The 23,625-nt window shown below is 71.1% G+C and carries 24 protein-coding genes; 8 read left to right on the top strand and 16 right to left on the bottom strand.

Annotated elements, in window-relative coordinates; all coding sequences use genetic code 11:
- The first annotated feature begins 271 nt into the window (after nucleotides 1-271).
- From GXW79_RS02000 to GXW79_RS02010, 3 genes are read left to right on the top strand one after another with little or no spacing between them, the layout of a single operon-like run.
- Nucleotides 272-2,383, top strand: coding sequence for a peptidase domain-containing ABC transporter (locus tag GXW79_RS02000; protein ID WP_246503609.1), 2,112 nt, complete (start codon nucleotides 272-274; stop codon nucleotides 2,381-2,383).
- A complete protein-coding gene (locus GXW79_RS02005; RefSeq protein WP_211872524.1) occupies nucleotides 2,380-3,774 on the top strand; it encodes an HlyD family type I secretion periplasmic adaptor subunit in 1,395 nt (464 codons plus the stop codon). Before GXW79_RS02000 ends, GXW79_RS02005 begins: the two co-directional genes overlap by 4 nt.
- Before the next feature lie 46 nt (nucleotides 3,775-3,820).
- Nucleotides 3,821-4,999 carry an MFS transporter gene (locus tag GXW79_RS02010; protein ID WP_211872525.1) on the top strand — a complete coding sequence of 393 codons (1,179 nt, stop codon included), beginning with the start codon at nucleotides 3,821-3,823 and terminating at the stop codon, nucleotides 4,997-4,999.
- 66 nt (nucleotides 5,000-5,065) lie between these two features.
- On the opposite strand, the gene GXW79_RS02015 is transcribed toward GXW79_RS02010, so the two are convergent.
- Nucleotides 5,066-6,403, bottom strand: a complete 1,338-nt coding sequence (locus tag GXW79_RS02015) for a TIGR02594 family protein (protein ID WP_211872526.1) — start codon at nucleotides 6,401-6,403, stop codon at nucleotides 5,066-5,068.
- Between the two features lie 247 nt (nucleotides 6,404-6,650).
- On the bottom strand, nucleotides 6,651-8,117 hold the full coding sequence (gene hutH / locus GXW79_RS02020) for a histidine ammonia-lyase (protein ID WP_211872527.1): 1,467 nt from the start codon (nucleotides 8,115-8,117) through the stop codon (nucleotides 6,651-6,653).
- A 92-nt stretch (nucleotides 8,118-8,209) separates the two neighbouring features.
- Between hutH and GXW79_RS02025 the strand changes: the two genes are divergently transcribed.
- Nucleotides 8,210-8,872, top strand: coding sequence for a hypothetical protein (locus GXW79_RS02025; RefSeq protein WP_211872528.1), 663 nt, complete (start codon nucleotides 8,210-8,212; stop codon nucleotides 8,870-8,872).
- 7 nt (nucleotides 8,873-8,879) lie between these two features.
- Here GXW79_RS02025 and GXW79_RS02030 read toward each other — a convergent pair whose 3' ends face one another.
- From GXW79_RS02030 to GXW79_RS02045, 4 genes are all read right to left on the bottom strand, one after another.
- On the bottom strand, nucleotides 8,880-9,230 hold the full coding sequence (locus GXW79_RS02030; RefSeq protein ID WP_211872529.1) for a hypothetical protein: 351 nt from the start codon (nucleotides 9,228-9,230) through the stop codon (nucleotides 8,880-8,882).
- Nucleotides 9,231-9,291: 61 nt separating this feature from the next.
- Nucleotides 9,292-10,953, bottom strand: coding sequence for a urocanate hydratase (gene hutU, locus GXW79_RS02035; RefSeq protein ID WP_211872530.1), 1,662 nt, complete (start codon nucleotides 10,951-10,953; stop codon nucleotides 9,292-9,294).
- A gap of 60 nt (nucleotides 10,954-11,013) precedes the next feature.
- Nucleotides 11,014-11,289, bottom strand: a complete 276-nt coding sequence (locus tag GXW79_RS02040; protein WP_211872531.1) for a hypothetical protein — start codon at nucleotides 11,287-11,289, stop codon at nucleotides 11,014-11,016.
- Between the two features lie 218 nt (nucleotides 11,290-11,507).
- The gene (locus tag GXW79_RS02045) at nucleotides 11,508-11,732 is read right to left on the bottom strand and encodes a hypothetical protein (RefSeq protein WP_211872532.1); all 225 of its coding nucleotides are present in this window, start codon (nucleotides 11,730-11,732) and stop codon (nucleotides 11,508-11,510) included.
- Nucleotides 11,733-11,880: 148 nt separating this feature from the next.
- Here GXW79_RS02045 and GXW79_RS02050 point away from each other — a divergent pair, with 148 nt between their 5' ends.
- A complete protein-coding gene (locus GXW79_RS02050) occupies nucleotides 11,881-12,291 on the top strand; it encodes a PaaI family thioesterase (RefSeq protein ID WP_211872533.1) in 411 nt (136 codons plus the stop codon).
- Here the strand turns inward: GXW79_RS02050 and cysQ are convergent.
- The 4 genes from cysQ to GXW79_RS02070 all read right to left on the bottom strand — a co-directional run bounded on the left by cysQ (nucleotide 12,251) and on the right by GXW79_RS02070 (nucleotide 15,513).
- Nucleotides 12,251-13,024 carry a 3'(2'),5'-bisphosphate nucleotidase CysQ gene (gene cysQ, locus GXW79_RS02055; protein WP_246503610.1) on the bottom strand — a complete coding sequence of 258 codons (774 nt, stop codon included), beginning with the start codon at nucleotides 13,022-13,024 and terminating at the stop codon, nucleotides 12,251-12,253. The genes GXW79_RS02050 and cysQ overlap by 41 nt on opposite strands.
- Before the next feature lie 16 nt (nucleotides 13,025-13,040).
- On the bottom strand, nucleotides 13,041-13,907 hold the full coding sequence (locus GXW79_RS02060; protein ID WP_211872534.1) for a DMT family transporter: 867 nt from the start codon (nucleotides 13,905-13,907) through the stop codon (nucleotides 13,041-13,043).
- Between the two features lie 81 nt (nucleotides 13,908-13,988).
- A complete protein-coding gene (locus GXW79_RS02065) occupies nucleotides 13,989-14,528 on the bottom strand; it encodes a hypothetical protein (RefSeq protein WP_211872535.1) in 540 nt (179 codons plus the stop codon).
- 7 nt (nucleotides 14,529-14,535) lie between these two features.
- A complete protein-coding gene (locus GXW79_RS02070) occupies nucleotides 14,536-15,513 on the bottom strand; it encodes a Bug family tripartite tricarboxylate transporter substrate binding protein (protein ID WP_211872536.1) in 978 nt (325 codons plus the stop codon).
- Nucleotides 15,514-15,570: 57 nt separating this feature from the next.
- Here GXW79_RS02070 and GXW79_RS02075 point away from each other — a divergent pair, with 57 nt between their 5' ends.
- Nucleotides 15,571-16,302 (top strand): aspartate/glutamate racemase family protein, encoded by a 732-nt coding sequence (locus tag GXW79_RS02075; RefSeq protein ID WP_211872537.1) that lies wholly within the window; start codon nucleotides 15,571-15,573, stop codon nucleotides 16,300-16,302.
- A 54-nt stretch (nucleotides 16,303-16,356) separates the two neighbouring features.
- On the opposite strand, the gene GXW79_RS02080 is transcribed toward GXW79_RS02075, so the two are convergent.
- From GXW79_RS02080 to GXW79_RS02100, 5 genes are all read right to left on the bottom strand, one after another.
- Nucleotides 16,357-17,166 carry a cold-shock protein gene (locus tag GXW79_RS02080; RefSeq protein WP_211872538.1) on the bottom strand — a complete coding sequence of 270 codons (810 nt, stop codon included), beginning with the start codon at nucleotides 17,164-17,166 and terminating at the stop codon, nucleotides 16,357-16,359.
- A 139-nt stretch (nucleotides 17,167-17,305) separates the two neighbouring features.
- On the bottom strand, nucleotides 17,306-18,565 hold the full coding sequence (locus GXW79_RS02085) for an NAD(P)/FAD-dependent oxidoreductase (protein ID WP_367614777.1): 1,260 nt from the start codon (nucleotides 18,563-18,565) through the stop codon (nucleotides 17,306-17,308).
- Nucleotides 18,562-19,215: a 2-hydroxychromene-2-carboxylate isomerase gene (locus GXW79_RS02090; RefSeq protein ID WP_211872539.1), complete on the bottom strand. Its 654-nt coding sequence runs from the start codon at nucleotides 19,213-19,215 to the stop codon at nucleotides 18,562-18,564. Before GXW79_RS02090 ends, GXW79_RS02085 begins: the two co-directional genes overlap by 4 nt.
- Before the next feature lie 24 nt (nucleotides 19,216-19,239).
- Complete coding sequence (locus tag GXW79_RS02095) at nucleotides 19,240-19,644, bottom strand: AtzH-like domain-containing protein (protein ID WP_211872540.1); 405 nt, start codon at nucleotides 19,642-19,644, stop codon at nucleotides 19,240-19,242.
- Nucleotides 19,631-20,224 (bottom strand): nucleoside 2-deoxyribosyltransferase, encoded by a 594-nt coding sequence (locus tag GXW79_RS02100; protein WP_211872541.1) that lies wholly within the window; start codon nucleotides 20,222-20,224, stop codon nucleotides 19,631-19,633. Before GXW79_RS02100 ends, GXW79_RS02095 begins: the two co-directional genes overlap by 14 nt.
- 139 nt (nucleotides 20,225-20,363) lie before the next feature.
- Between GXW79_RS02100 and GXW79_RS02105 the strand changes: the two genes are divergently transcribed.
- Nucleotides 20,364-21,329, top strand: a complete 966-nt coding sequence (locus tag GXW79_RS02105) for a Bug family tripartite tricarboxylate transporter substrate binding protein (protein WP_211872542.1) — start codon at nucleotides 20,364-20,366, stop codon at nucleotides 21,327-21,329.
- Between the two features lie 6 nt (nucleotides 21,330-21,335).
- Nucleotides 21,336-22,607 (top strand): M20 family metallopeptidase, encoded by a 1,272-nt coding sequence (locus tag GXW79_RS02110; RefSeq protein ID WP_211872543.1) that lies wholly within the window; start codon nucleotides 21,336-21,338, stop codon nucleotides 22,605-22,607.
- On the opposite strand, the gene GXW79_RS02115 is transcribed toward GXW79_RS02110, so the two are convergent.
- A complete protein-coding gene (locus GXW79_RS02115) occupies nucleotides 22,594-23,565 on the bottom strand; it encodes a Bug family tripartite tricarboxylate transporter substrate binding protein (RefSeq protein WP_211872544.1) in 972 nt (323 codons plus the stop codon). The two genes, GXW79_RS02110 and GXW79_RS02115, sit on opposite strands and share 14 nt — an antisense overlap.
- Nucleotides 23,566-23,625: the final 60 nt, after the last annotated feature.

The following is a 23,625-nucleotide window of genomic DNA, read 5'->3' on the forward strand; positions in this document are numbered from 1 at the left end:
CCCTTCGGGCCACAAGCCCGGGGGGGTTTCGCGTTCGGACCTGTTCCGAAGGGGCTGCGGCGATGACTCGGGGGGGATTTTTCGCACCGGCCAGAAGGGCAGCACAGCGATACCGGTTGTATCGGCAAGCTGCCCGACGCCGCCGGCGCGGAAAAGTACCGCTGGATCGCGCCGCTATCCCTCCGGAACAGGCCCGGAGCCTTCACCTGATCGCAACCCCTGCGCGCCTAGTCTGCACGCCATGGTTCCTGAACTGACAGCCTTGCGGTGCATGTTCCTGCTGGCCACCCATCACGGCCTGCACCTGGCACCCGAAGAACTGCCCGCGATCGAGAGCGCGGACATGGTGCCCTCCGTCCTGCGCACCATGGGCCAGCTGGGACTGCGCGGGCGCGTGCTGCGTCGCTGCGGCTGGGACAAGGCCGCCGCATTGGGCCGCGCCTACCCCGCCATGGCGGTTCGCCGCGACGGCAGCTGGGTGATCCTCGTCCACGTCATCCCCGGCGAGGACGGCGCCCAGCACGCCGCCATCCTCGACCCCACCGCGGAAGCAGAGGGCGTGCAGCTCGTCTCCCGCGAGGCCTTCACCGCCGAATGGTCCGGCACGCTTATCCTGTGCAAGCGCGTCCATACATTGAGCGAAGACAACCAGCCCTTCGGCCTGCGCTGGTTCCTGCCCGAAATCATCCGCCAGCGGCGCCATTTCCGCGGCGTCGCCATCGCCGCCATCCTCGCGAGCCTGATCGGCTTCGCCACGCCTTTGCTGTTCCAGGTGCTGATCGACAAGGTGATCACGCACCAGAGCTACCAGACGCTGTACGTGGTCGCCGGCGTCTTCGTGCTGCTGACCGTCTTCGATGCCGGCTTCGGCTATATCCGCCAGCGCCTGATGCTGCTCGCCACCAACAAGATCGACGCGCAGCTCGGCGCCCGCACCTTCCGCCACCTCCTCGGCCTGCCGCTGCATTTCTTCGAAAGCCAGGCGGCGGGCGTGCTGACGCGGCACATGCAGCAGACGGAAAAGCTGCGCCATTTTCTTACCGGCAGGCTGTTCCAGACCATGCTGGACGCGGTGTTCCTGCCGGTGCTGATCATCGTCCTCGCACTCTACAGCCCGCTACTGACCGCGATCGTGCTGGGCTTCTCTGCCGCAATCGCCGGCGTGATCGCGGCGATGGTCCCCGCCTTTCGCCGCCGGCTCGACCGGCTCTACCAGACCGAGGGCGCGCGCCAGGCCTATCTAGTCGAGACGCTGCACAACATGCGCGCGGTCAAATCCCTGGTGCTGGAGCCAGTGCGCCAGTCCAACTGGGAACGCCGCGTGGTCCAGGCCGTGCGCCAGCAGGCGGAGGTCGGGCGCGTCGGCATCGCCGGCACCGTGATCACCACGGCCCTCGAAAAGCTGATGCAGATCACGCTGCTCTCGGCCGGCGCGATCGCCGTCTTCGAGGGCCATCTCAGCCTCGGCGCGCTGATCGCCTTCTCCATGCTGTCGGGCCGCGTCACCGGCCCCTTGGTGCAGATCGTCGCCCTCATCAACGAATACCAGGAAGCCGCCCTCTCGGTCCGCATGCTTGGCCACGTCATGAACACCGCCCCCGAGGCCAATGCCCAGGCGCGCCTCGCCCGCCCCCCCATCACCGGCGCGCTGCACTTCGAGGGCGTCACCTTCCAATACCCCGGCGCCGGCGCCCCCGCCCTTGAAGACGTCTCCTTCGCCGTCGAGCCAGGCCAGGTCATCGGCATCGTCGGCCGCTCAGGCTCCGGCAAGACCACCGTCACCCGCCTCATCCAGGCCATCCACCGCCCTCAGGAGGGCATCATCCGCGCCGGCGGCGTCGATCTCCGCCACATCGACCTCACCCATCTCCGGCGCGGGATCGGCGTCGTGCTCCAGGAAAACCTACTCTTCTCCGGCACCATCCGCGACAACATCGCCGCCGCCCGCCTCGACGCGCCGCTCGACCAGATCCTCGCAGCCGCCCGCCTCGCCGGCGCGGATGAGTTCATCGAACGCCTGCCCCACGGCTACGACACGCTGGTCGAGGAAGGGGCGTCGAACTTCTCCGGCGGCCAGCGCCAGCGCCTGGCCATTGCCCGCGCACTGTTGCCGCGCCCCTCGCTGCTCATCTTCGACGAGGCAACCAGCGCCCTCGACCCCGAGAGCGAAGCCATTATCCAGCGCAACCTCGACGCCATTGCCGAGGGCCGCACCATGATCATCGTCTCCCACCGCCTCGCCTCGCTGGCACGCGCGGACGCCATCCTGGTGCTCGAACGCGGCCGGGTGCTGGACATCGCCCCCCACGCCACCCTGCTGCAACGCTGCGAGGTGTATCGCCACCTCTGGCACCAGCAGACGCAGCATCTACAACCGGCATGAGTGCAAGCGCCCTCACGACGGCACCGGCGATCCTCGCCCGGCTGCGCGGGACCCCGCGCCCACGCCCGCGCCCCATCGCGCCCGAGGCGATCGGCTTCCAGGGCGAACTCGATGACCTGCTCGCCGAAGGGCCGCCGCCCTTGCTCCGCGGCGCGCACCACTTGGTCGCGCTGCTGTTCCTGCTGCTGCTCGCCGTCGCCGCCATCGTCGAGGTGGATGTCGTCGTCACCGGCCAAGGGCGCCTGACCCCCGACGCGCCGCCCATCGTGCTGCAACCGATGGAGCGCGCCGTCATCCGCGAGATCCGGGTGCGCGCCGGCGACGTGGTGCGCGGCGGCCAAGTGCTCGCCTTGCTTGACACCACCTTCGCCGATGCCGACACCGCCACCCTCACCGCCCAGCACCGCCTGCTGACCGCGCAGGCGACACGCATTGACGCCGAGCTCGGCGGCTCGCCCATGCATGCGACGCTCGAGCCCGACCTGCTGCTGCAAGCCGCGCTGCAATCCCAGCGCGAAATCGTGCGCACCACGCGGCTTCGCTTCTTCGACGAGGATATCGCCGGCATCACCGCCTCCATCCGCAGCCTGGAGGAATCCGCCTTCCTCCGCGCCCAGCAGGCCGATCTCGCGCGCGATGTGGAGACCATGCGGTCCGACCTCGCTGAGCGGCAGGTCGGCTCGCGGCTCAACCTGCTCGCCGCGCGTTCGCAGCGCATCCAGGCCGAGCACGACCTCGCGCAGGCGCGCAATCGCGTCGCCGAGCTGCGCCACGCCCTGCTCGCGAAGCAGGCCGAGCGGCAGAGTTTCGTCGAGGACTGGCGCCGCCTGCTGATGGAGGACGCCATCCGCATCCGCGCCGAGCTCGCCCGCATTGAGGAGCAGCTGGGCAAGGCGCGGCGCCTGGGCGACCTCACCGCCATGATCGCGCCACAGGACGGCGTGGTGCTGGAGGTCGCGCGCCGCTCGGTAGGCTCGGTGCTGCGCGAGGCGGAGCCGCTGATCACCCTGGTCCCGCTCAACGTGCCGCTGATCGCGGAGATCGCGCTGCGCTCGGCCGATATCGGCCATGCCCGCCCCGGCGACCCGGTCGTGGTGAAGATCGACGCCTTCCCCTTCCAGCGCCACGGCGCCCTGCCCGGCCGGCTGCGCGCGGTCGCCCCGGAATCCGGCCAGCGCACCGAGACCGGCGAGGCACGGCCCGGCAGCGCCGGGCTGCATGCCGGCCAGGTGGAACTCACCGCACAGGCGCTCCCTGGCCTTCCGGAGGGCAGCCGCATCACGCCGGGGATGACGCTCACCGCCGAGATCAAGGTCGGCACCCGCAACCTACTCTCCTATTTCCTCAACCCGCTGACGCGCGGCCTGCAGGAAGCCATCCGCGAGCCCTAGGCATGCCCCCCTGACGGCGCGGGCACGGCCGGGCTAGCGTCACCCCATGCCCGAACCTTCGCTGCGCCCACCCGAAGCCCCGATGCCCTGGGCGCTGCTCGCCGCATGTTGCCTCGCGATGTTCGCGGCCTCCTGCTCCGGCACCACGCGCGCGCCCTTCCTGATCGAGATGGCGCGCGACCTGTCGAGCACCCTCCCGCTGGTCGCGAACCTGATGGCGCTGACGTCGATCGCCTGGGGGGCGGCCTCGCTCATCGCCGGCGCCGGGTCGGACCGCTGGGGCCGCCGGCCCTTTCTGATCGGCGGGCCGGTGCTGCTCGCCCTGTGCCTGGTCGGCATGTCGAGCGGGACGAGCTACGTCGCCGTCGCCGTGTGGGCCATGCTCGCCGGGGCCTGCGCGGGCGCCTTCACCGGCACCATCATGGCGGAAGCCTCGACCCGCGTTCAGCCCGGCCAGCGCGGCCGCGCGCTGGGGTGGATCATGGCCGGGCAGTCCCTCGCCCTGCTGCTCGGCGTGCCGCTCGCGGCCTGGATCGGGGAGGCGCTGGGCTGGCGCGGCGTCACCCGCACGGTCGCGGCCATCGCGATGCTGGCCGCCCTCGCGCTGCTCGCCACCACGCTGCGCCCGGCCGGCAGCGCGCCGCACGCGCGCGGTGCCGGCGTCAGCTACCGCAAGGCGATGTCGGGCCCGGTGCTGCGCCTGCTCGCGATGGGGGTGGCCGAGCGCGTCTGCTACGGGCTGATGGCGGTGTATTTCGCCTCCTTCCTGCAGACCAGCTACGCGCTCACCCTCGGCACGCTCGCCCTGCCGCTGGCGCTGTTCGCGCTGGGCAACATCGCCGGCACCATCGTCGGCGGACAGATGGCCGACCGGCTGCCGAACCGCCTGCTCATCTTCGCCGCGGCCATGGCCGGCGCGGCGCTGCTCGCCCTGCCCCTGTTCGGCTGGACCCCGAGCCTGGCGGTCTCCGTGGGACTGGGGTTCGCCTATGTGCTGGTCAATGCGCTGGCGCGGCCGAGCCTGATGGCGAGCCTCGCGAGCGTGCCCGAGGAGGTGCGCGGCACGGTGCTGGGCCTCAACGTCACCTCGGCGAGCTTCGGCTGGCTGGGCGCGGCCGCGCTCGGCGGGTGGATGCTCGCGCGGCAGGGGTTCTGGGGGTTCGGGCCGCTCGCCTGCGGCATCGGGCTGCTCGGCGCGGCCCTGGCCATCCTGCGCCGGAAGTGACCGCCCGACCCGAGCTGCGGGCGGCAAGGCCGGATGGCCGTCGGGGCGGTGCCCGGCGACCGAGGGCTATGCGTCGAGCGGCCATCGATAGCCGAACTTCCGCACGTCACGCAGCGCGAAAGCGTTCACGCCGACCTTGCCGCCCTGGTTGCCGCCGAGCAGAAAAATCCGCTCGCCATCGGTATGGTCCCAGAAGGCGACATGGCCGGACGAGCCCGGCGCCTGCGGCTCCAGCACCACCACGCATCCCTTCCTGGGACCCTCAAGCGGCTTGCCGAAATCCATCCAGTTCGCGGCCCGCGCCGAGCCGGTGCCCTTGCGCAGGAACCCCGCATTGCCCAGGCAGAAGGAGACGAAGGCGCCGCACCAGGCGACGCTGTCGGGGCTCTCGCCCAGGCTGGTCCAGCCGAAATATTCGACGATGCGGGCATTGTCCGCGGGGCCGGGCAGCTGGGCCTGGTTGACCTCCCTGAACGCGATCTCGAACCAGGCGGGCACGTCGCGCATGACCGGCTGGGGAGAGGGCGATTCGTCGCCGGGCGAGCCCGTCGTGCTGCGACCCTCGTGGGCTTCCACCGGCGCAGGCACGGCGAAGACGGCGGGCCTGGGCGCCTTCGCCTCCGCCGCCAGCAGTTCCAGCGCATCGTCGCACTCATCGACGAAGCGCTTCGCCACGCTCTCCTGCACCGGTTTCGAGTTGCCGGAGAAATGCACCAGCACCCCGTCATCGTCGCGCCGCCCGCGCTCGGCGTAGATCGCGCGGATCAGCGCAGCATCGTCCCGCGGATCCGTCGCGCCCGCGGCGCGGAAAATCCCGAGCGCACCGAAGGCGCCATGCTGCACGGTGGCCGACCACAGCACCTCATGAAGCGTGCGCACCCGTGCGGCGGCGTCGATCCCGCTCGCGATAATGCGCTTCAGCGCCACGTCGTAATGGGTGCGCAGCACATAGGCGTGCTGCTCACGCTCGAACCCCGCGGCATCGCGCGCCGCGACCGCCCGCCACGCCGCATCGAAGCCGTCGCTGCCAGGCGGCAGGCCGGCGAAATCACCCGCGAAGGGAAAGCCATCCTCCATGACGAAGCGCGTCACCGTGCCGCCCGCCGGCTGGCTCGTCATCTGCCAACACCCGTAGGATTTGCCGCCGCGATCGCCCTTGCCGGTGGAGATGACCTCCGGCCCGCGATGGCCCACCTCGTAGCGGCGCGACAAGCCGCCCAGGGTCTCGCTCGCCTGCATGGCGACCTTCGGCACCACGAAAAAATTGAGGTCGACCGTGCCGTCCACATTGTCGCTGGCGTCGAATCGGAGCGTCTCGCCGGCCGCCTTCGCCTGGACAACAAGGCCTTCCTGGGTGGATTGCACCTCCGGGATCGGGATGCCGGCGAGCATGCCGTCCTTCATCGCATCTCTCCTTCGCTGTGCGTCAGGGAAGCGGGCGCGGGAGGCACGGCATCGGCACCTCGCGCCGCGTGATCTCGGGGGTGCCGTCCTCGCTGGCGACGCGCGATATGGCGCGGAGCGGACCCAGCGAACGCGCATGCCGGCGTGCCATCGCCTGAACTCCCCGCTCGATCGGCGTCTTGCCGTGCGAAGTATCAACCGGCCGAATGTTTAGCAGGGCGCCGAACGCCAAGGCGTTAGTTCAGCGTTATAAAGCCGCCAGAGCGGCAAATCGTCCCGCGCGGACCAGCGCCGCCACCGCCGCGATATCCGGCGCCATGACCCGATCCTCGCCCCAATGCGCCGCGCCGCCGCGGACCAGCGCATGCGCGGCCTCGATGGGTGCGGCGGAGGTGAGCGGCCGGTGGAAATCCAGTGCCTGCGCGCCGCACAGCAGCTCGATCGCCAGGATGTTGGCGAGGTTCTCCGCCATCGGTGCGAGGCGCAGCGCGGCGCCGGTCGCCATGCTCACATGGTCTTCCTGGTTGGCCGAGGTGGGCAGGCTGTCCACGCTGCGCGGGGCGGCGAGCGCACGGTTCTCGGCCACGAGCGCGGCCGCCGTCACCTGCGCGATCATGAAGCCGGAATTCAGCCCGCCATCGCGCACCAGGAATGCCGGCAGGCCGGAGAGCACGGGGTCCATGAGCAGCGCGATGCGTCGCTCGCCGATGGCGCCCAGCTCGGCCATGGCGAGGGCCAGGATATCGGCGGCGAAGGCCACCGGCTCGGCATGGAAATTCCCACCCGAAAGGATCTCGCCCCCCTCGACCACCAGCGGGTTGTCGGTGACCGCATCGGCCTCGCGTCCGAGCATGGCAGCGGCTTGATCGATCAGGTCGAGGCAGGCGCCGGCGACCTGCGGCTGGCAGCGCAGCGAATAGGGGTCCTGCACGCGCGGATCGCCGACGCGGTGGCTCTCGCGCAGCGCGCTGCCGGACATCAGCGCACGCAGCGCCGCGGCTGCGCGGATCTGCCCCGGCTGGCCGCGCAGCGCATGGATGCGCGCATCGAAGGGCGTATCGCTGCCCTTCGCCCCTTCGGTGGAGAGCGCGCCGGCGACGAGCGCGGTGCGCAGAGCATCCTCCGCCGCGAACAGCCCCGTCAGCGCGAGCGCGGTGCTCACCTGCGTGCCGTTGAGCAGCGCAAGCCCTTCCTTCGGGCCGAGCACGATCGGCGCCGGGCGTGGCCCCGCCGCCTCGCCCTCCCCCACCAGCACCAAAGCTAGATGCGCGAGCGGCGCGAGGTCGCCCGAGGCGCCGACCGAGCCCTGCGCCGGGATCACCGGGCGCGTGTCCAACGCCAGCATCTCCAGCAGCGCTTCGACCACCTCGACCCGCACGCCCGACGCCCCGCGGGCCAGCGACAGCGCTTTCAACACCATCACCAGCCGCACCACGTCGGCGGGCAGCGGCGCGCCCACCCCGGCCGCATGGCTGCGCAGGAGGTTGAGCTGCAATTGCGCCAGCCCCTCGGCCGGGATGCGCGTCGACGCCAGCTTCCCGAAACCGGTGTTGACACCGTAGAGCGGCACGCCCTCTTCCAGCCGCACCGCCAAGGCCTGCGCCGAGGCGGCGACCGGCGCCTGCCAGCCCGGTGCGAGTGCGACCGGCGCACCGGCGAACACCGCGCGAAGCTGGGTCAGCGTCACCGATCCCGGGGTGAGCCGTTCGCTCATCGCTCTCTCTCCGCAATGTCATCCATGTGCGCTTGATCCGTCCACGCAACAATGCTGATCTGGCCGCCAATCAGCGCGGGATCGAAGGCAGCATGGCAACCACATGGCCGGCCCCATTGCAGCACCAGATCAAGGTCCTGCTCGACAATTTCCTGATCGACCCGCCGGCGCTGATCGGCACCGCCTCGGTCGACGATCTCAGGCGCGCCCACCTGATGCGTCCGGCGCGGATCGAGCCGCTGTCGGGCTATAGCGAAAGCCGCGCCTTCGTGCTCGTGACGAGTTCGAACAACGAGCCGCAGCTCTGGGTCGACCCGGACGACAACAGCTACCGCGACATCTACCGGCTGTTCGCGCGCACGCGGCTGAACGTGTCCGCGGCCCTCGACGGCGACACCTACAACTTCGACCACATGTTCCCGCGCACCGCCGGCGCGCTCGACGGGCTGAGCCATGTGCGGATGATCGCCATCGCACCCAAGCCCAACCAGTCGGCTGGGCGCACGCTGGAAAAGCGCATGGCGCAGCGGGCGCGCACGGTGGCGGGCGGCAAGGTGCTGCGGAGCGCGACCTGGATGACGATCGGCAAGGCAGCCGGGTTCGAGGGGTGGGAGTCGCTGCCCGGCGAGGATGCGGTGGCGAACCAGGCGGTGGTGGCGGCGCTGTTCGCGCATCTCGCCTCGATCGGGATCACGCCGCCGGCGGGCGCGATGGAACATGGCCTGACGGCGGGGACGCTGGGGAAGATCAGGTAGCGGCCCGCTACTTCGACGTGCGGGACTGAACCGTCCCCGTGGTCGGGTCGCGCCAGGTCTGGCCGGTGACGCGGCCATTGGCATCGCGGTTCGTCACCGTGCCGGTCGTCGGGTCACGCCAGGACTGGCCCGAATAGCGGCCACTGGAATCCCGCCGCGTCACGGTGCCGGAGGTCGGATCGCGCGACGCGGTCCCGGTGCGGTTGCCGCCGAGGTCGTAGTAATGGACCGTTCCGCTTGTGGGGTCGCGCCAGCGGCGGCCGACCACCCGGCCGCTGGGGTCACGAACCTCTTCGCTTTGCGCGAGCGCGGGCGCCGCTGCCAGCGACATCAGCCCGGCGAGGAAGGATCTGCGCATCGGCCGGCTTCCGTGTTGTTGCCGTACGAGCATGACGGCATCGCCATGTGGCGCGCAAGACTCACCCCAGCATCGGCAGATCCAGCCCGAACTCCCGCGCGCAGTCGATGGCGATGTCGTAGCCCGCATCCGCGTGCCGCATCACGCCGGTGGCGGGGTCGTTCCACAACACCCGCTTCAATCGCCGCGCCGCATCCGCGCTGCCGTCGCACAGGATCACCATGCCCGAATGCTGCGAATACCCCATCCCCACCCCGCCGCCATGGTGCAGGCTGACCCAGGTGGCCCCGCTCGCGGTGTTGAGCAGCGCGTTGAGCAGCGGCCAGTCGGACACGGCGTCCGAGCCGTCGCGCATCGCCTCCGTCTCGCGGTTCGGAGAGGCGACGGAGCCTGAATCGAGATGGTCGCGCCCGATCACCAGAGGGCCGATCTCGCCGCGCGCGACCATCTCGTTGAAGGCAAGTCCAAGCCGGTGCCGCGTGCCCAGCCCCACCCAGCAGATCCGTGCCGGCAGGCCCTGGAACTGGATGCGCGCCCGCGCCATGTCGAGCCAATGATGCAGATGCGGGTCATCCGGGATCAGCTCCCGCACCTTCGCATCGGTGCGGTAGATGTCTTCGGGGTCGCCGCTCAGCGCCGCCCAGCGGAACGGTCCCACGCCGCGGCAGAACAGCGGCCGGATATAGGCCGGCACGAAGCCGGGGAAGCCGAAGGCGCCCGCCAGGCCCTCATCCTTGGCCATCTGGCGGATGTTGTTGCCGTAGTCCATCACCACGGACCCGGCCGCCTTGAAGTCCAGCATCGCCTGGACGTGCGGCACCATCGACCGCCGCGCCGCGGCCGCCACGCCCTTCGGGTCGCTCTCGCGCCGCGCCTCCCACTCCGCGACGGTCCACCCGGCCGGCAGGTAGCCATTGCCGGGATCGTGCGCGCTGGTCTGGTCGGTGACGATGTCGGGCACCACGCCGCGGCGGACCAGTTCCGGGAACACCTCCGCCGCATTGCCGAGCAGGCCCACGCTGATCGGCGCCGTCGCACCCCGCACCATGGCGAGCGCGGCGTCGAGGTCCGGCGCCCACTGGTCGAGGTAGCCGGTCTCCAGCCGTTTCTCGATCCGCGACGCCTGGCATTCGACCGCGAGGACCGATGCGCCCGCGAACACGCCCGCGAGCGGCTGCGCGCCGCCCATGCCGCCCAGGCCCGCCGTGAGTATCCAGCGCCCCGCGAGACTACCGGAAAAATGCTGCCGCCCGGCCTCGACGAAGGTCTCGTAGGTGCCCTGCACGATCCCCTGGCTGCCGATATAGATCCAGGACCCGGCGGTCATCTGCCCGTACATCATCAGGCCCAGGCGATCGAGCGCGTTGAAATGCTCCCAGTTCGCCCAGGCCGGCACCAGGTTGGAATTGGCGATCAGCACGCGCGGAGCATCCGCATGGGTCTCGAACACGCCCACCGGCTTGCCCGACTGGATGAGCAGCGTCTGGTCGTCGCGCAGCCGCCGCAGGGTCGTGAGGATCCTGTCGTAGCTGTTCCAATCCCGCGCGGCGCGGCCGATGCCGCCATAGACCACCAGCTCGCCCGGGCGCTCGGCGACCTCGTCGTCGAGGTTGTTCATCAGCATGCGCAGCGGCGCCTCGGTCTGCCACGACAGGCAGGAGCGTTCGAGGCCGCGCGGACTGCGGATGGCGGGGGCGTTGCGGAAGCGGGCGCTGTCGGACATGGGCGCAAGCCTAGAGGCCGCGCCCCTCCCCGTCATCCGCGCATGCGCTAGCCGGCACGCTCACGGCGGGCACGATGCCGCAGTGGAGCATGACGCCGCCCGTGCCAGCGCTGGCATCCAGGTGTGGCTGCAGAACTGCCAGGTGCCGCCGACATTCTTGCCGAAGTTGGTGGCCTGCCGGGTGAAGGCGGCGCCCCCGGTCGTCGCCTGGTAGAAATCGGGCGCGATCACGCTGAAGGCGTTCGCCCCGAACACGCCCTGGAGCTGGCCGAGTTGCTCGCCGACCTGTTTGGCGCGCCCGCCGCGGCCCCCTGACGCCTTGTTCGCAGGGCTCACCAGGAAGGTCCCATCCCCGATAAATTCCTGCGCGGTCGAGGCTGGCAATGGCCCGCGCCGGCGATCGTCGAGGCACAACGGCCGTTGCCCGATAACCGGGAACGCCCGCGTGAGGTTCCACCCCTTCGTCAAATGTGGCGGCAGGCGACGATCAACAGCACGCCACCATCGGCGTTGCCTATTTCGACGCGCATCTCCGCGCCACCGCACGTCCGGCGTTATTGCGCGATACCGCGCACACGCTCCTGCCGCTGGCCTTCCATGCGCTGCAGCATGGCACGGAAATCCTGCGCCGGCGCGCCGCTGGCCTGTGTTCCCTGCGCGCCAGGCTGCTGGCCCGCATGCTCCGCGCGCGGCGTCCGCGGCAGCGCGCGCGCCTGGGATTTCTGCACCAGCGCCTGGACATTCGCGCCCCGCGTCGTCGTCACCTGTGTCGGCATCATCCTGATCCTTCCTGCACGCGCAGGGCACCGCAACCGCCATGCCAGCCCGGGCACCCCCATCCGCGCCCATCCGGCGCCAGCGCCAGGCAAACCGCGCCGCCGATGGGCAGGATTTGCCGCCGCGCGCCCTCGCGGGCGAGACTGGCGCATGACCCTCGATGACCTCACCGCCCGCCTGCGCGGCGGCGTGCCCCTCGCGCAGCTCCTGCAGATCGAGGCCATCGCGCTGGACCCTCTCACCATCCGCATGCCCGCGGCCGCCCTCGCGCTGCGCCCGGGCGGCACCACCTCCGGCCCGGCCATGATGGCGCTGGCCGACGTCGCGATGTGGGCGGCGCTGCTGATCGCCAACGAAGGCCAGGACCTCTCGCGCACGACGCAGCTCGCCATCCAGTTCCTGCGCGCCGCCGCCCCCGGCCCGGTGATCGCGGAGCCGCGCATCCTCAAGCCCGGCCGCACGCTGATCTATGGCGAGGTCTGGATCCGCGGCGAGGGCGACGATCGCCCCGCCGCCCACGTCACGACGCAATGGGCGGTGACGCCGCTCCCCACGCGATGAAGCATCCGTTGCGCCAGCCCTGCCCCGCCTGGTAGCGGAACGGCGCGCCCTCTGGCGTCAGCACCACGCCACCGGCGGCCTCCAGCACCGCCTGCCCCGCCGCCGTGTCCCAGGCCATGGTGGGGCCGAAGCGCGGATACACATCCGCCTCGCCCTCCGCGATCGTGCAGAATTTAACGGACGATCCGACGATCACCGTCTCCGTCACGCCCCGCGCAGCGACCCAGCCATCCGTCGCCGCCTCGCGGTGCGAGCGGGAGATCAGGGCCACCGGCGGAACCCGCACCGGGCGCGCCCGAATGGCCTCGCCGTTGCGCGTGGCTCCCGCGCCCTTGGCCCCACACCACAGCCGGCCATCGGCCGAGGTCAGCACCACGCCGGCTACCGGCACGCCATGCTCCACGAGTGCGATGTTCACCGTGTAGTCCGGCCGCCCGGCCACGAATTCGCGCGTGCCGTCCAGCGGATCGACCAGGAAGAAGACCGCGCCGGGGTCGGAGGGACGCGCGCAATCCTCCTCCGACACCACGGGGATGGCCGGAAAGGCGGCGGCGAGGCCAGCACGAATGATGGTGTCGGCGGCAAGGTCCGCGGCGGTGACCGGGCTGCCGTCATCCTTGGCGACCGTGTGCCAGTCCGTGCCGGCGCGGATGCGCTCGATGGCAGCACCCGCCTCCATGGCGAGGGAGGCGAGCGGGGGCAGGAATGCGCCCCAGGCATCGCGTTCGACCAAGTCTTTTCCTCCCCGTTCAGCCCTGCCGGCGGCCGGTGAACAGCACCGCCGCGGCCATCCCGCCCACCGCCAGCGCCGCGCCAAGCAATTGCAGGGCGCCGATCGGCTCCATCAGCACGAAGGCCGCGAGAATCAGCGCGACCACCGGCACGATGACCGACAGGGTGGAGGCGCGCGTCGCGCCAAGCAACTCCACCGCGCGCGCATAGAGGAACATCGCCGCCGCACCAAGGAACAGCCCCTGCGCGATCAGGTGCGGCAGCACCACGCCAGCCGGCATCGCCATCACCGCCGCGCCGCGCCAGGGCAGCCAGAACGGCAGCACCAGCAGAGCCGAGATCGCCGTTACCGCCGCCGTGCTCGCCATCGCCGGCACCTGCCAGCGGCGCAGCAGCACCGTGAAAGCCCCCCAGCTGGCACCCGCACCGAGCAGCATCAGGTCGCCGCGCCAGGCCCCGGCCGCGACACCTGCGATGCCGTCCCAGCCGATCAGCAGCACGCCGGCCGCCATCGCCGCGAGCGCAGCCCAGCGACCCGGCGTCGGCACCTCCCGCAGCAGCGGCACCGCGAGCAGCGCGCCCACCACAGGCACTGTCATCGGCGCGATGGTGCCGCCATGCGTCGCCGGCGCATAGACGAGCGCGCCCACGAACAGCAGCAGGTTCGGCGCGCCGCCGAGCGCGGTCAGCACGAGCATCCGCCACGCCCCGACCCGCGCCAGCGCCTGCCGCCCACGCCACAGCAGGGGCAGAAGCACGACCGCGGCGATGGAATAGCGGAAGGCCGCCAGGTCGAGCGGCACCAGCCCCTGCCCGGCCAGCGCCGCGCGCGCCACCACCGCATGCCCGCCCCAGATCACCGAGGAGCCCAGGCCGAGGATCAAACCCAGTAACAGCTTCGGTGCCAATCGCCCGCCCTTGCCTCACATGCCTCGCGCCAGAACCGCCGAGGCAATCGCGCCTTCCTACCGGCCCAGGGCACGCAGACGCGCCCGCACGCGCGCCAGCGTCAAGACCGGAAGCCGTTGCTCGACCTGGTCCGCCAGGTCGTCCTCGGTGTTCCACGATCCCGCGGCACCGTCGCGGCGCAGGATCACCAGCGCGCGTCCCTCGGCGTTGGGCGAGGACGCTTCATAGATCAGCCCCAGCCGTGCCGTCCCGGCTGGTGAGGGCAGGATCCCGGCTTCCCGCAACCGATGACAATGCGGCACCTCGGTGCGGCCCTCGCCGATCGTCACCATCGCCTGCGGCGGGCGTCGGCGGGCCTCCAGCACCACGCCGCAGGAGAGCACGGCGCGTGGCCGCCCGTCCGGCAGCAGCTGGCGGAAGCGGATGCTGCGCAAGGTGAGCCCGGGCTGCCCGGCTAGCCGCACCGCCGGCGCGGCGACGAAGGGGCCGTCTGGCGCAACCGGAAACGCCGCGCGCAGGCCGGCATCGTCCCGGGCCAGCGCCGCGGCTGCGCCACCCAGGATCACCGCCGCGACGCATAGACCGGCAAGGCGCATCGCCCGCTCAGTCCACGCTCGCCCCCGAGCGCCGCACGATTTCGGCCCAGGCCGTGATGTCGCGCTGCTGGATGATCCCGAACTCCGCGGCACTGGTGGGGCCGGGCGGCGTGATGCCCTGGTCGTCGACCAGCCAGCGGCGGAACTCGGGCTCGGCAAGGATGCGCTGGATCTCGGTGTTCATCCGGTCGCGGATCGCCTCGGGCAGGTTCGGCGGCCCGAAGACGCCGTACCAGGTGGTCGAGGTGAAGCCCGCGAGGCCGCAGGCCTCGGCCGCCGTCGGGACGTCGGGAAGGGCCGGAATGCGCGCCGGCGTCATCATCGCGAGGCCGCGCACCTGGCCCTGCCGGATCATCCCGATGGCCGGCCCGGTCTGGTTGAAGAACAGGTCCACGTCGCCGGCGAGCAGCGCGGTGGCCGCGCCCGGCTGGCCGCGATAGGGCACGTGCAGCATCTCGATCCCCGCCGCCGTCGCAAAGGCCGCGCCCGCGAGGTGGGTCGAGGCGCCGTTGCCGGTGGAGGCGTAGGACAGCCCGCCGGGCCGGGCGCGGGCAGCGGCCACCACCGCCTGGCAACTGTCGAGCGCCGGGCGCCGCTCCGCGCTCGCGATCAGCACGTTGGGCACGTCGCCCAGGATCGCCACCGGGGTGAAGTCGCGCACCACGTCGAACGGCAGGCGTCGGTAGAGCGAGGCGTTGATCGCATGTGTGCCAGCGGTGCCGAACAGGAACAGGTATCCGTCGGGCCGCGCCTTCGCGACGTAGTCGGAGGCGATGTTTCCCCCCGCGCCGGTGCGGTTGTCCACGATCACCGGCTGGCCGAGCGCGCGGCTGAGCGGTTCGGCCAGGCGCCGCTGGTAGATGTCGGTGCCCGCGCCATTGGGGAAGCCGCCCATGAGGGTGATGGGCCGGTTTGGCCAGGGGGCCTCCTGCGCGGCCAGCGGCAGTGCCGCCAGCACCAGCAGCATCGATAGCAGCATGCGCATGTCGTCGAGATCCCCCCGGCCTGTTCAGGGGCGAGGCTAGCGGGGTAGCCTGCGCAGATGAACAGCCAAACCATCGCCCGGGGAGGAAAGTCTCTCTACGGAGCGCCGCTCGGGATCCTGATGCTGGAGGCGCGCTTTCCGCGCATTCCCGGCGATATGGGCAACGCCACCACCTGGGATTTCCCGGTGTTGTACCGGGTTGTGAGGGGCGCCTCGCCGGCGCGGGTGGTGCTGGATGGGGCGAAGGGGCTGCTCGACGCCTTCATCGAGGCCGGGCGCGACTTGGTGGACCTCGGCGCCGAGGCGATCACGACGAACTGCGGTTTCCTCGCCATCTACCAGCGCGAACTGGCCGCCGCACTGGACGTGCCGGTCGCCACCTCCTCGCTGATGCAGGTGCCCTGGGTGCAGGCGACGCTGCCGCCCGGCAAGCGGGTGGGCGTGCTGACGGTCAGTGGTGGCTCGCTCACGCCCGCGCATATGGACGGCGCCGGCATCCCGCGCGACACGCCCTTCATCGGCACCGAGCACGGCCGCGAATTCTTCCGCGTGCTGATCCAGGCGGATGCCATGGACATGGATGTCGCCGCCGCCGAGCGGGACATCCTCGACGCCGGCCGCGCCCTGGTCGCGCGCCACCCCGATATCGGCGCCATCGTTCTGGAGTGCACCAACATGCCGCCCTATGCGGCTGCGCTGCGCGATGCGCTTGGGCTGCCGGTGTTCGACATCTACTCGATGATCAACTGGTTCCAGCTCGGCTTGCGCCCGCGATCCTTCGCCCGCTGAACGAAAAAGGGCCCCGCGAGGGGCCCTTCATCGTCAACACCTTGCGGCGAAGACCTAATCCTTCATGCTCACGGCCTGGCGGCCGCGCTGGCCGTCGCGGACGTCGAGTGCGACCTTCTCGCCCTGCTGCACTTCCTGCTTGCCCGCGCGCTGGAGGACGGAGGAGTGCAGGAACACATCTTGCCCGCCATCATCAGGCGTGACGAAGCCGAAGCCGCGCACCTGGTCGAACCACTTCACCGTGCCGTTGACGGCATAGGTCGGCCCACCCTCGTCGCGGCTGTCGCGGCGCGGGCCACGATCGGCACCACCGAAGCCGCCACTCGGCGGACCGCCGAAGTCGCGGCGCGGCGGACGGTCGCCGAAGCCACCACCCGGCGGGGCGCCGAAATCGCGCCGCGGCGGACGATCGCCGAAGCCGCCACCCGGAGGGGCCCCGAAATCACGACGCGGCGGACGGTCCCCGAAGCCGCCACTCGGCGGCCCGCCGAAGCTGGGGCGCGGCGGACGGTCCCCGAAATCGCGGCGCGGCGGCCGATCGCCGAAGCCACCCGGGCGGTCGCCCCCCGGCCTGTCACCAAAGCGCGGGCGATCGCCACCCGGTGCGGCAGCGCCGCCCGGCCCGAGCTTCCGCTCGATGATGCGCGTCACGAGGCGCCGCCCCTGGCGGTCGGACCCGATTTCGCACACGAGCTTGTCGCCGGTTTCCGGCGGCTCGATGCCCGCCTCGGTCAGCGCCGAGGCGTGGAAAAACACATCCTGGCCGTCCGGCCCCAGGACGAACCCGAAGCCCTTGCGGCCATTGTACCACTTGACTTCCGCTTCGACGGCCGCTCCGCCGCCTTGATCATTCTCGGGAAACACGTCTTATCAATCCGTATTCAAATGCGTCGCCCGACGGGATGCTGGGCCGCTATCGCGGAAGATAGACGTTGAGTTCCTGAAAAGGCGAGCGGAAAACAGCGGGACTCTACGGTTTTCACGTCAATCCGGATGCATCGGATCAGCGAAATCGCGTTGCGGTGAACGGCGCTATTGCAACCTCCGGCCGCAACCCGGCCAGCAACTGCCCAACGATCCGCCCGGTCCGGGCACCCGCCACCAACCCGACATGGCCATGGCCGAAGGCGTGGATCACATCCGCGCAGCCGCTGGCGGGCCCGAGGACCGGCATGCCATCGGGCATGGACGGGCGATGGCCCATCCAGAATTTCACCCGCTCCGTGGGGATATGGCGGGGAAGGCCGGGAAAGGTCGCGAGCAGATGGTCGCGCAGGATTTCGGCGCGGCGCCAGTTCGGTGCGGCGTCCAGGCCCGCGATCTCAACCTGGCCGGCGACGCGCAGGCCGTGCCGCGTCGCCATGATCGACATCTTGCCATCTGAGGGCATCAGCCCGTGGCGGGGCGCGACCTCGGGGTCCGCGATCAGCGCGTGGTAGCCGCGCTCGGTCTCGAGCGGCACGTCGTCGCCGGCGAGTTTTGCCAGCGCCTTGGACCGTGCGCCGGCGCAGATCACCGCGCGGTCGGCCAGCACCTCTCCTTCGGTGTGAACAACCGCCTTTAAGCGATTGTCTTGTATGCGAAACCCGGTCGCACCCACTGCCAGGCGCTTGGCTCCGCGCGCTTCCGCCAACGACACCAGAGCGGCCACATAGCCGCCAGGGTCGCGGCAATCGCCGCCCTCCTCGACCATCACCCCGAAGGTGTAGCGGCGGTCCAACGTCGGCTCGCGCTGGAACAGCTCCTCGCCCTTCAGCTCCAGCCACTTCACGCCGACGGCGCCACGGATGCGCCAGGCCTCGCGCTCCGCCTCGAATTCGGCGCGGGAGGGGTAGACATAGATCAGCCCGGTCTGCCCGATCAGGTCGCCCACGCCGGCCTCCTCGGCCAGCGCCCGGTGCAGCGCGGGCGCGCCGTCGAGCAGCGGCCGGAGCGCGCGCGCCGCCTTCTCCACCCGCCCCCAGGTCCAGCCCGCCGCCAGATACTTCACCAGCCAGGGCGCGACCCAGGGGAAATAGGACCAGCGGATCGCCAGTGGCCCAAGTGGGTCGGACAGGAACTTGGGCAGCTTCTTCCAGGTGCCGGGTGTCGCCGGCGGGATCACCGACATGGGGCTCAGCCAGCAGCCATTGCCGTAGCTCGCGGCCTGTTCGCCGCCGGGCGGGCCGGGGTCCAGGATTGTCACGTCGAACCCCGCGCGCAGAGCCTCGATCGCGGCGCAGGCACCCACGATGCCGGCGCCGATCACCACGACATGGGTCACGAAGCGCGGGTCTTGGCGATCTTCGCGGAGGGGCCGGACTGCACCGGCGTGCCGTCCAGGTGCCGGTCGAGGAAGATCAGCCGGTCCTGGCCCCACAGGAACAGGTCCTCGCAGATGAAGGTCGGCGCGCCGAACACCCCCTTGGCGATGGCCTCCTTGTTGTTGCGCTCCCACTCGGCCTCGACCGAGGCGGAATCCTCCGCCGCCTGCAGGTGCTGGCCTGGCAGGCCGAGCTCGTCGGCGATCTTCACCCGCTCATGCGGGTCGGCGATGTCGCGATCCTCGGCCCAGAGGGCGCGCAGGATGGCGTGGGACAGCGCCATCGCGTCCATGCCGCGTTGCTGCGCCGCCATCACCATCCGCCCCGCCGGGCGCTGGTCGGTCGGCGGGTAATGCTCCGGCTTGAGCTTCAGCGGCAGGCCGAGATAGGCGGCCCAGCGGTCCAGCTCCAGCGCGTGGTAATCCTGGCGCGGCTCGGGGCGGGTGCGCAGCGGGATGCCGCCGGTGTGGCTCACGACCAGGCGGAAATCATAGGGGCGCAGCACCAGGGACGCCTTGTGCCTGGCGATGATCTCGATGAGCTGCGGGCCGCCGAGATACATCCAGGGCGATGACAGGGTGTAGAAGCACTCCACAAGCCGCCCGGCCATCATCGCCATCCTTTTTGCCGGGCCTCAGCCCTTCTGTTGTCGCCCCGGGTCCAGCCCGGCGAGCAGGGAAACATGCGCCGAGACCACGCGCCAGCCCAGACCGGGCAGCCGCGCCATGATCTTGGTCTCGCGCCCGACGAGGCCGCTGTCGAGGCGCTGATACTCCAGATGCGTCGCCACCACGTCCTGGCCGAAGGCGACCAGGTGGATCTTGCGCGCCGCGCGCGGGGCGTACTTCGCGACCGTCGCGCGGAAGGCGCGAATGGCGGCATGGCCGTAGAGGATCTCGGTGACGCCGAAGCGCACTGTGCGCGCATCCTCCCAGAAGATCGCGTCGAGCGTGTCGGTGTCGTTGGCCGCGATCGCCGCCTCGTAGCGGTCGAAGACCGCGCGCGCCTCTGCGAGCACGGCCGGGTCATCCAGCTGCATCGGGTTTTTCCTCTGTGGTGCCGGCAAGGGCGGCAAGGGCCGCGACGCAGCGCGTGAAGGCCGCGAGGTCGCGCCAGCGATCGGCCGGCGCTACCTCCTCGCGTTCCACGAAAAACCCTGCTTCGAGCACGCCGCCATCGAGCATGAGGTTGTCGGCCAGGCCGAAGGCCTCGATCCCCATGCCCTCCTCATCCTCCCAGGTCTCCGCACCGCGGCGGCGGACATGCGGGGTAAGGTGGGCGAGCGTGCGGCCGGCGAAGTCGCGCCGCGTGTTGGTGTAGGCCAGCACCGGGCGACCCAGCGCACGCATGAAGCCGAGCTCATACGCGGTGCCGCTGTCGGCGGAGGGGCCGCGGAACGGGGTGAGATTCGCGATCAGCGCGTCGCAGTCGCGGATATGCGCCTCGTTCAGGCGGTAGATGCGGCGGTGTTCCTCGACCGGTGCGCCATCGGCGTCGGGGCGGTGGTCGGTCGGGAAGACGCCCGCGAGGCCATGCGCCGCGCAGATCGCCTTCTTCGCCGCGGCGATCGCCTCGGCATCCGCCAGGAAGACTTCGGGACCGGCGAGGTAGACGCGCATTGCGCCATCCTGCCTCACGGGGCGAGGCAAGGCCAACATCGCCTGTCGCCCCCGCCCCGCGCCATGCAATCCTGCCCTTCCGGCGCTGGCATGCTTCTTGGAACCCCGCCCTTCGCACCGCCTGGAGCGCCACTCGCCGATGATCCACCGCCGCGCCCTCGCCGGCCTCGTCGCCTCGCTCGCTACGCCAGCGCTCGCGCAGCCCGCCTGGCCAAATCGGCCCATCCGCCTGGTCGTGCCCTACCCGCCCGGCGGGGCCAGCGACATCGCCGGGCGCATGCAGGCGGAGGTGCTGCAGGCGGGCCTTGGCGTGCCGGTGGTGGTGGACAACCGCGCCGGCGCTGGAGGGACCATCGGCACCGCCTTCGTCGCCGCCGCCCCGCCCGATGGCTACACCATCATGATGGCGAGCCCGTCCTCGCATCTCGGCGCGCCGCTGCTGTTCCGCACGCCCGGCTTCGAGGGCGTGGACGACTTCACCGCCATCGCGACCTTCTCGACTGGAACGGGCGTCGTATGCGTGAACCCCTCGCTGCCGATCCGCTCCATACCCGAGCTGATCGCCCATGCCCGCGCCCATCCCGGCGCGCTGAATTTCGGCTCGGCCGGCGCCGGTGGGGCCAACCACATGCTCGGCGTGCTGTTCATGCTCCGCACCGGCGTGGAGCTGACCCATGTGCCCTATCGCGGCGCCGCGCCGGCCCTGGCGGACCTCATCGGCGGTTCCATCCAGCTGGTTTTCGACGGGTTTGCCGGGGTCATCGGCGCCATTCGCGGCGGGCAGATCCGCGCGCTTGGGATCACGCATCCCACGCGCTGGCCACTCGCACCCGAGATGCCCACGGTGCAGGAACAGGGCGTGCCGGATTACGACCTGCCCTCCTTCTCCGCCGTGATGGGTCCGGCCGGCATCCCTCGGCCGATCGTCGCGCGCATGAACGCCGTCATCAACGCGGCCCTCGCAGAACCCGCGCTGGTGCAGCGGCTGGCGAGTTCGGGCAACATCCCCTTCGCGTCCATGCCCGAGGCGTTTGCCGCGCTGATGCGCAGCCAGCGCACCACCTGGCGCGCCCTGGTGCAAAGCGCCGGCCTGCAACCCGATTGAGACCCGATGACCGACACTGACCTCGCTTTCCTGCAAGACCTGATCCACCTCCAGCCGCAGGGCGAGGAGGCCGTGCAGGCGCATGTCGCCGCGGAATTCACTGCGCTCGGCTGCACGGTGGAGACGCTGCGCTACCAACCCGCCGAGGTGCCGATGCGCGACGAGTTCGCCGACTCCGACGCCATCGCGACGGAGGAGCGCGCCGCCATCATCGCGCGCTTCGCAGGCACCGGCGGCGGCCGCAGCCTGATCTTCTTCGCCCACCCCGATGGCGAGCCGGTACGCGGTCTGGAGCGCTGGACGCAGCCACCCTTCGAGGGTGCGATCGCCAACGGCCGCCTCTATGGCTGGGGCGTGTCGGACGACCTCGCGGGGGTCGCCATCATGGTCGATGCGATGCGCGCCGTCGCGGCATCCGGGCAGCGCCCGCGCGGCGACGTGATCTTCGCCAGCACGCCGTCCAAGCGCCACGCGCGCGGCGTCGCTGCCGTGCTGCATCACGGCCACCTGGCCGATGCCGCGGTCTACCTCCACCCCGCGGAATCGGGCGTGGGCATGCGCGAGGTGAAGGCCATCTGCGGCGGCCAGCTCTACTTCACCATCGAGATCACCGGGCGGATGCCGGACACCACCGAGCCCGGCCACGCGGCCTTCGCGCATCTCGCGGCGAACCCGCTCGACAAGGTGCCCGTGGTGCAGGCCGCGCTGCTGGCGCTGGGCGAGGCGCGCGCCGCGCGGGTGCGCCACCCGCGCATCGAGGCCGCGATCGGGCGCGCCGGCAACGTGCTGGTCTCCTATGCGCGCTGCGGCGAGTTCGGCCGTTTCGGGCGGGTGAGTCCCACCTGCACCATCGGCGGCACCATCTCCTTCCCGCCCGGCGAGCGCCTGGCCGATGTTCAGGCGGAACTCGCGGCCGCGCTGGACGCGGCGGCGGCGAGCGATCCCTGGCTGCGCGACCATCCCCCGGCGCTGACCTGGGTCTCGGGCGTGACCGGGGCGGAGGTGGCCGAGGACCACCCGCTCTTCGCCGTGGTCAGCGCGGCGGTCAGCGCCACGATGGGCGCAGCACCTTTCGTCAATGCGCTGCACACGGCCTCCGACATCCGCGTGCCCAACGTGCAGCGGGGCATCCCGACCGTGGGTCTCGGCCCGCTCGGCGGTGACCTCAGCCAGAACGGCGCCGTCGATGAATGGGTCGACGTCGCCGACTACCGCCGCGCCGTGGACGTCGCGGCCGCCGTCATCCTGGGCTGGTGCGGCCCCCCTACTCCGCCCTGATGCCGAGTTGGCGCAGCACCGGCTCGAACACGGCGCGCTGTTCGGCCAGCATGGTCCGGAACGCCGCCGGCCCGCGCGGCGAGGGCTCCACGCCGATGAGTGCCAGGCGCGCGCGCATCTCCGGCTGGGCGGAGGCGGCCTCCAGCTCGCGCGCCAACCGCTCCAGGATCGGCGCGGGCGTGGCGGCCGGCGCCATCATGCCGATCCAGCCGGTATAGTCGTAGTTCTCGACGCCGGCGGCCGCGCCGAGCGGCGGGAGATCCGGGGCCAGCGTCGTCCCGCGCGCCGTGGTCACGCCCAGCCCGCGCAGCCTGCCCTCGCGCATGAGCCCACCACAGGCGGCCAGCGTTTCGACCGCAAAATCCACCTGTCCGCCGAGCAGTGCCGCCAGCGCAGGCCCGCTGCCCTGGAAGGGGATGTGCAGCGCCTCATACCCGGCCCGCGCCGCGAACAACGCCGCCAGCACGTGCTGCGCGCCGCCGACGCCGGAGGATGCGTAAGTGAACCGCCCCGGACTGGCTTTCACCAGGGCCACGAAATCCCGCGCATTGGCCGCGGCAAAATCCGGCTTCGTGATCAGCACATACGGCGAACCCGAGAAGGTCGCGATCGGCGCGAAATCGCGCTCCACATCATAGGGCGCGCGGTTGATCAGCGGGCCCAGGCTGATCGGCCCGATCGAGGCCGCGAGCAGCGTGTAGCCATCGGGCGCCGCCTTTGCCACCGTGTCGGTGCCGATGCTGCCGCCCGCGCCGGCCTTGTTCTCCGGTACGACCGGCTGGCCGAGACGCTCGGTCAGCACCTGCGCCATGGTGCGCCCGACCAGATCCGTCGCCTGGCCCGGCGGCCAGGGCACGATCAGCCGGATTGGCCGCGCGGGCCAGGCCGACTGGGCGAAAGCGGGGCGCGCCAGCAGCGGCAGCGCGGCGAGCGCCAGTGCGCGACGTTTGATCATCATCCCTGTCCGTCTCCCGTTTTTTGTCATCCTGGCCGATCGCGGCGCACTCAAAAAGCCCTC

It is taken from the genome of Plastoroseomonas arctica (genome assembly GCF_018128965.1).
GTDB lineage: Bacteria > Pseudomonadota > Alphaproteobacteria > Acetobacterales > Acetobacteraceae > Plastoroseomonas > Plastoroseomonas arctica.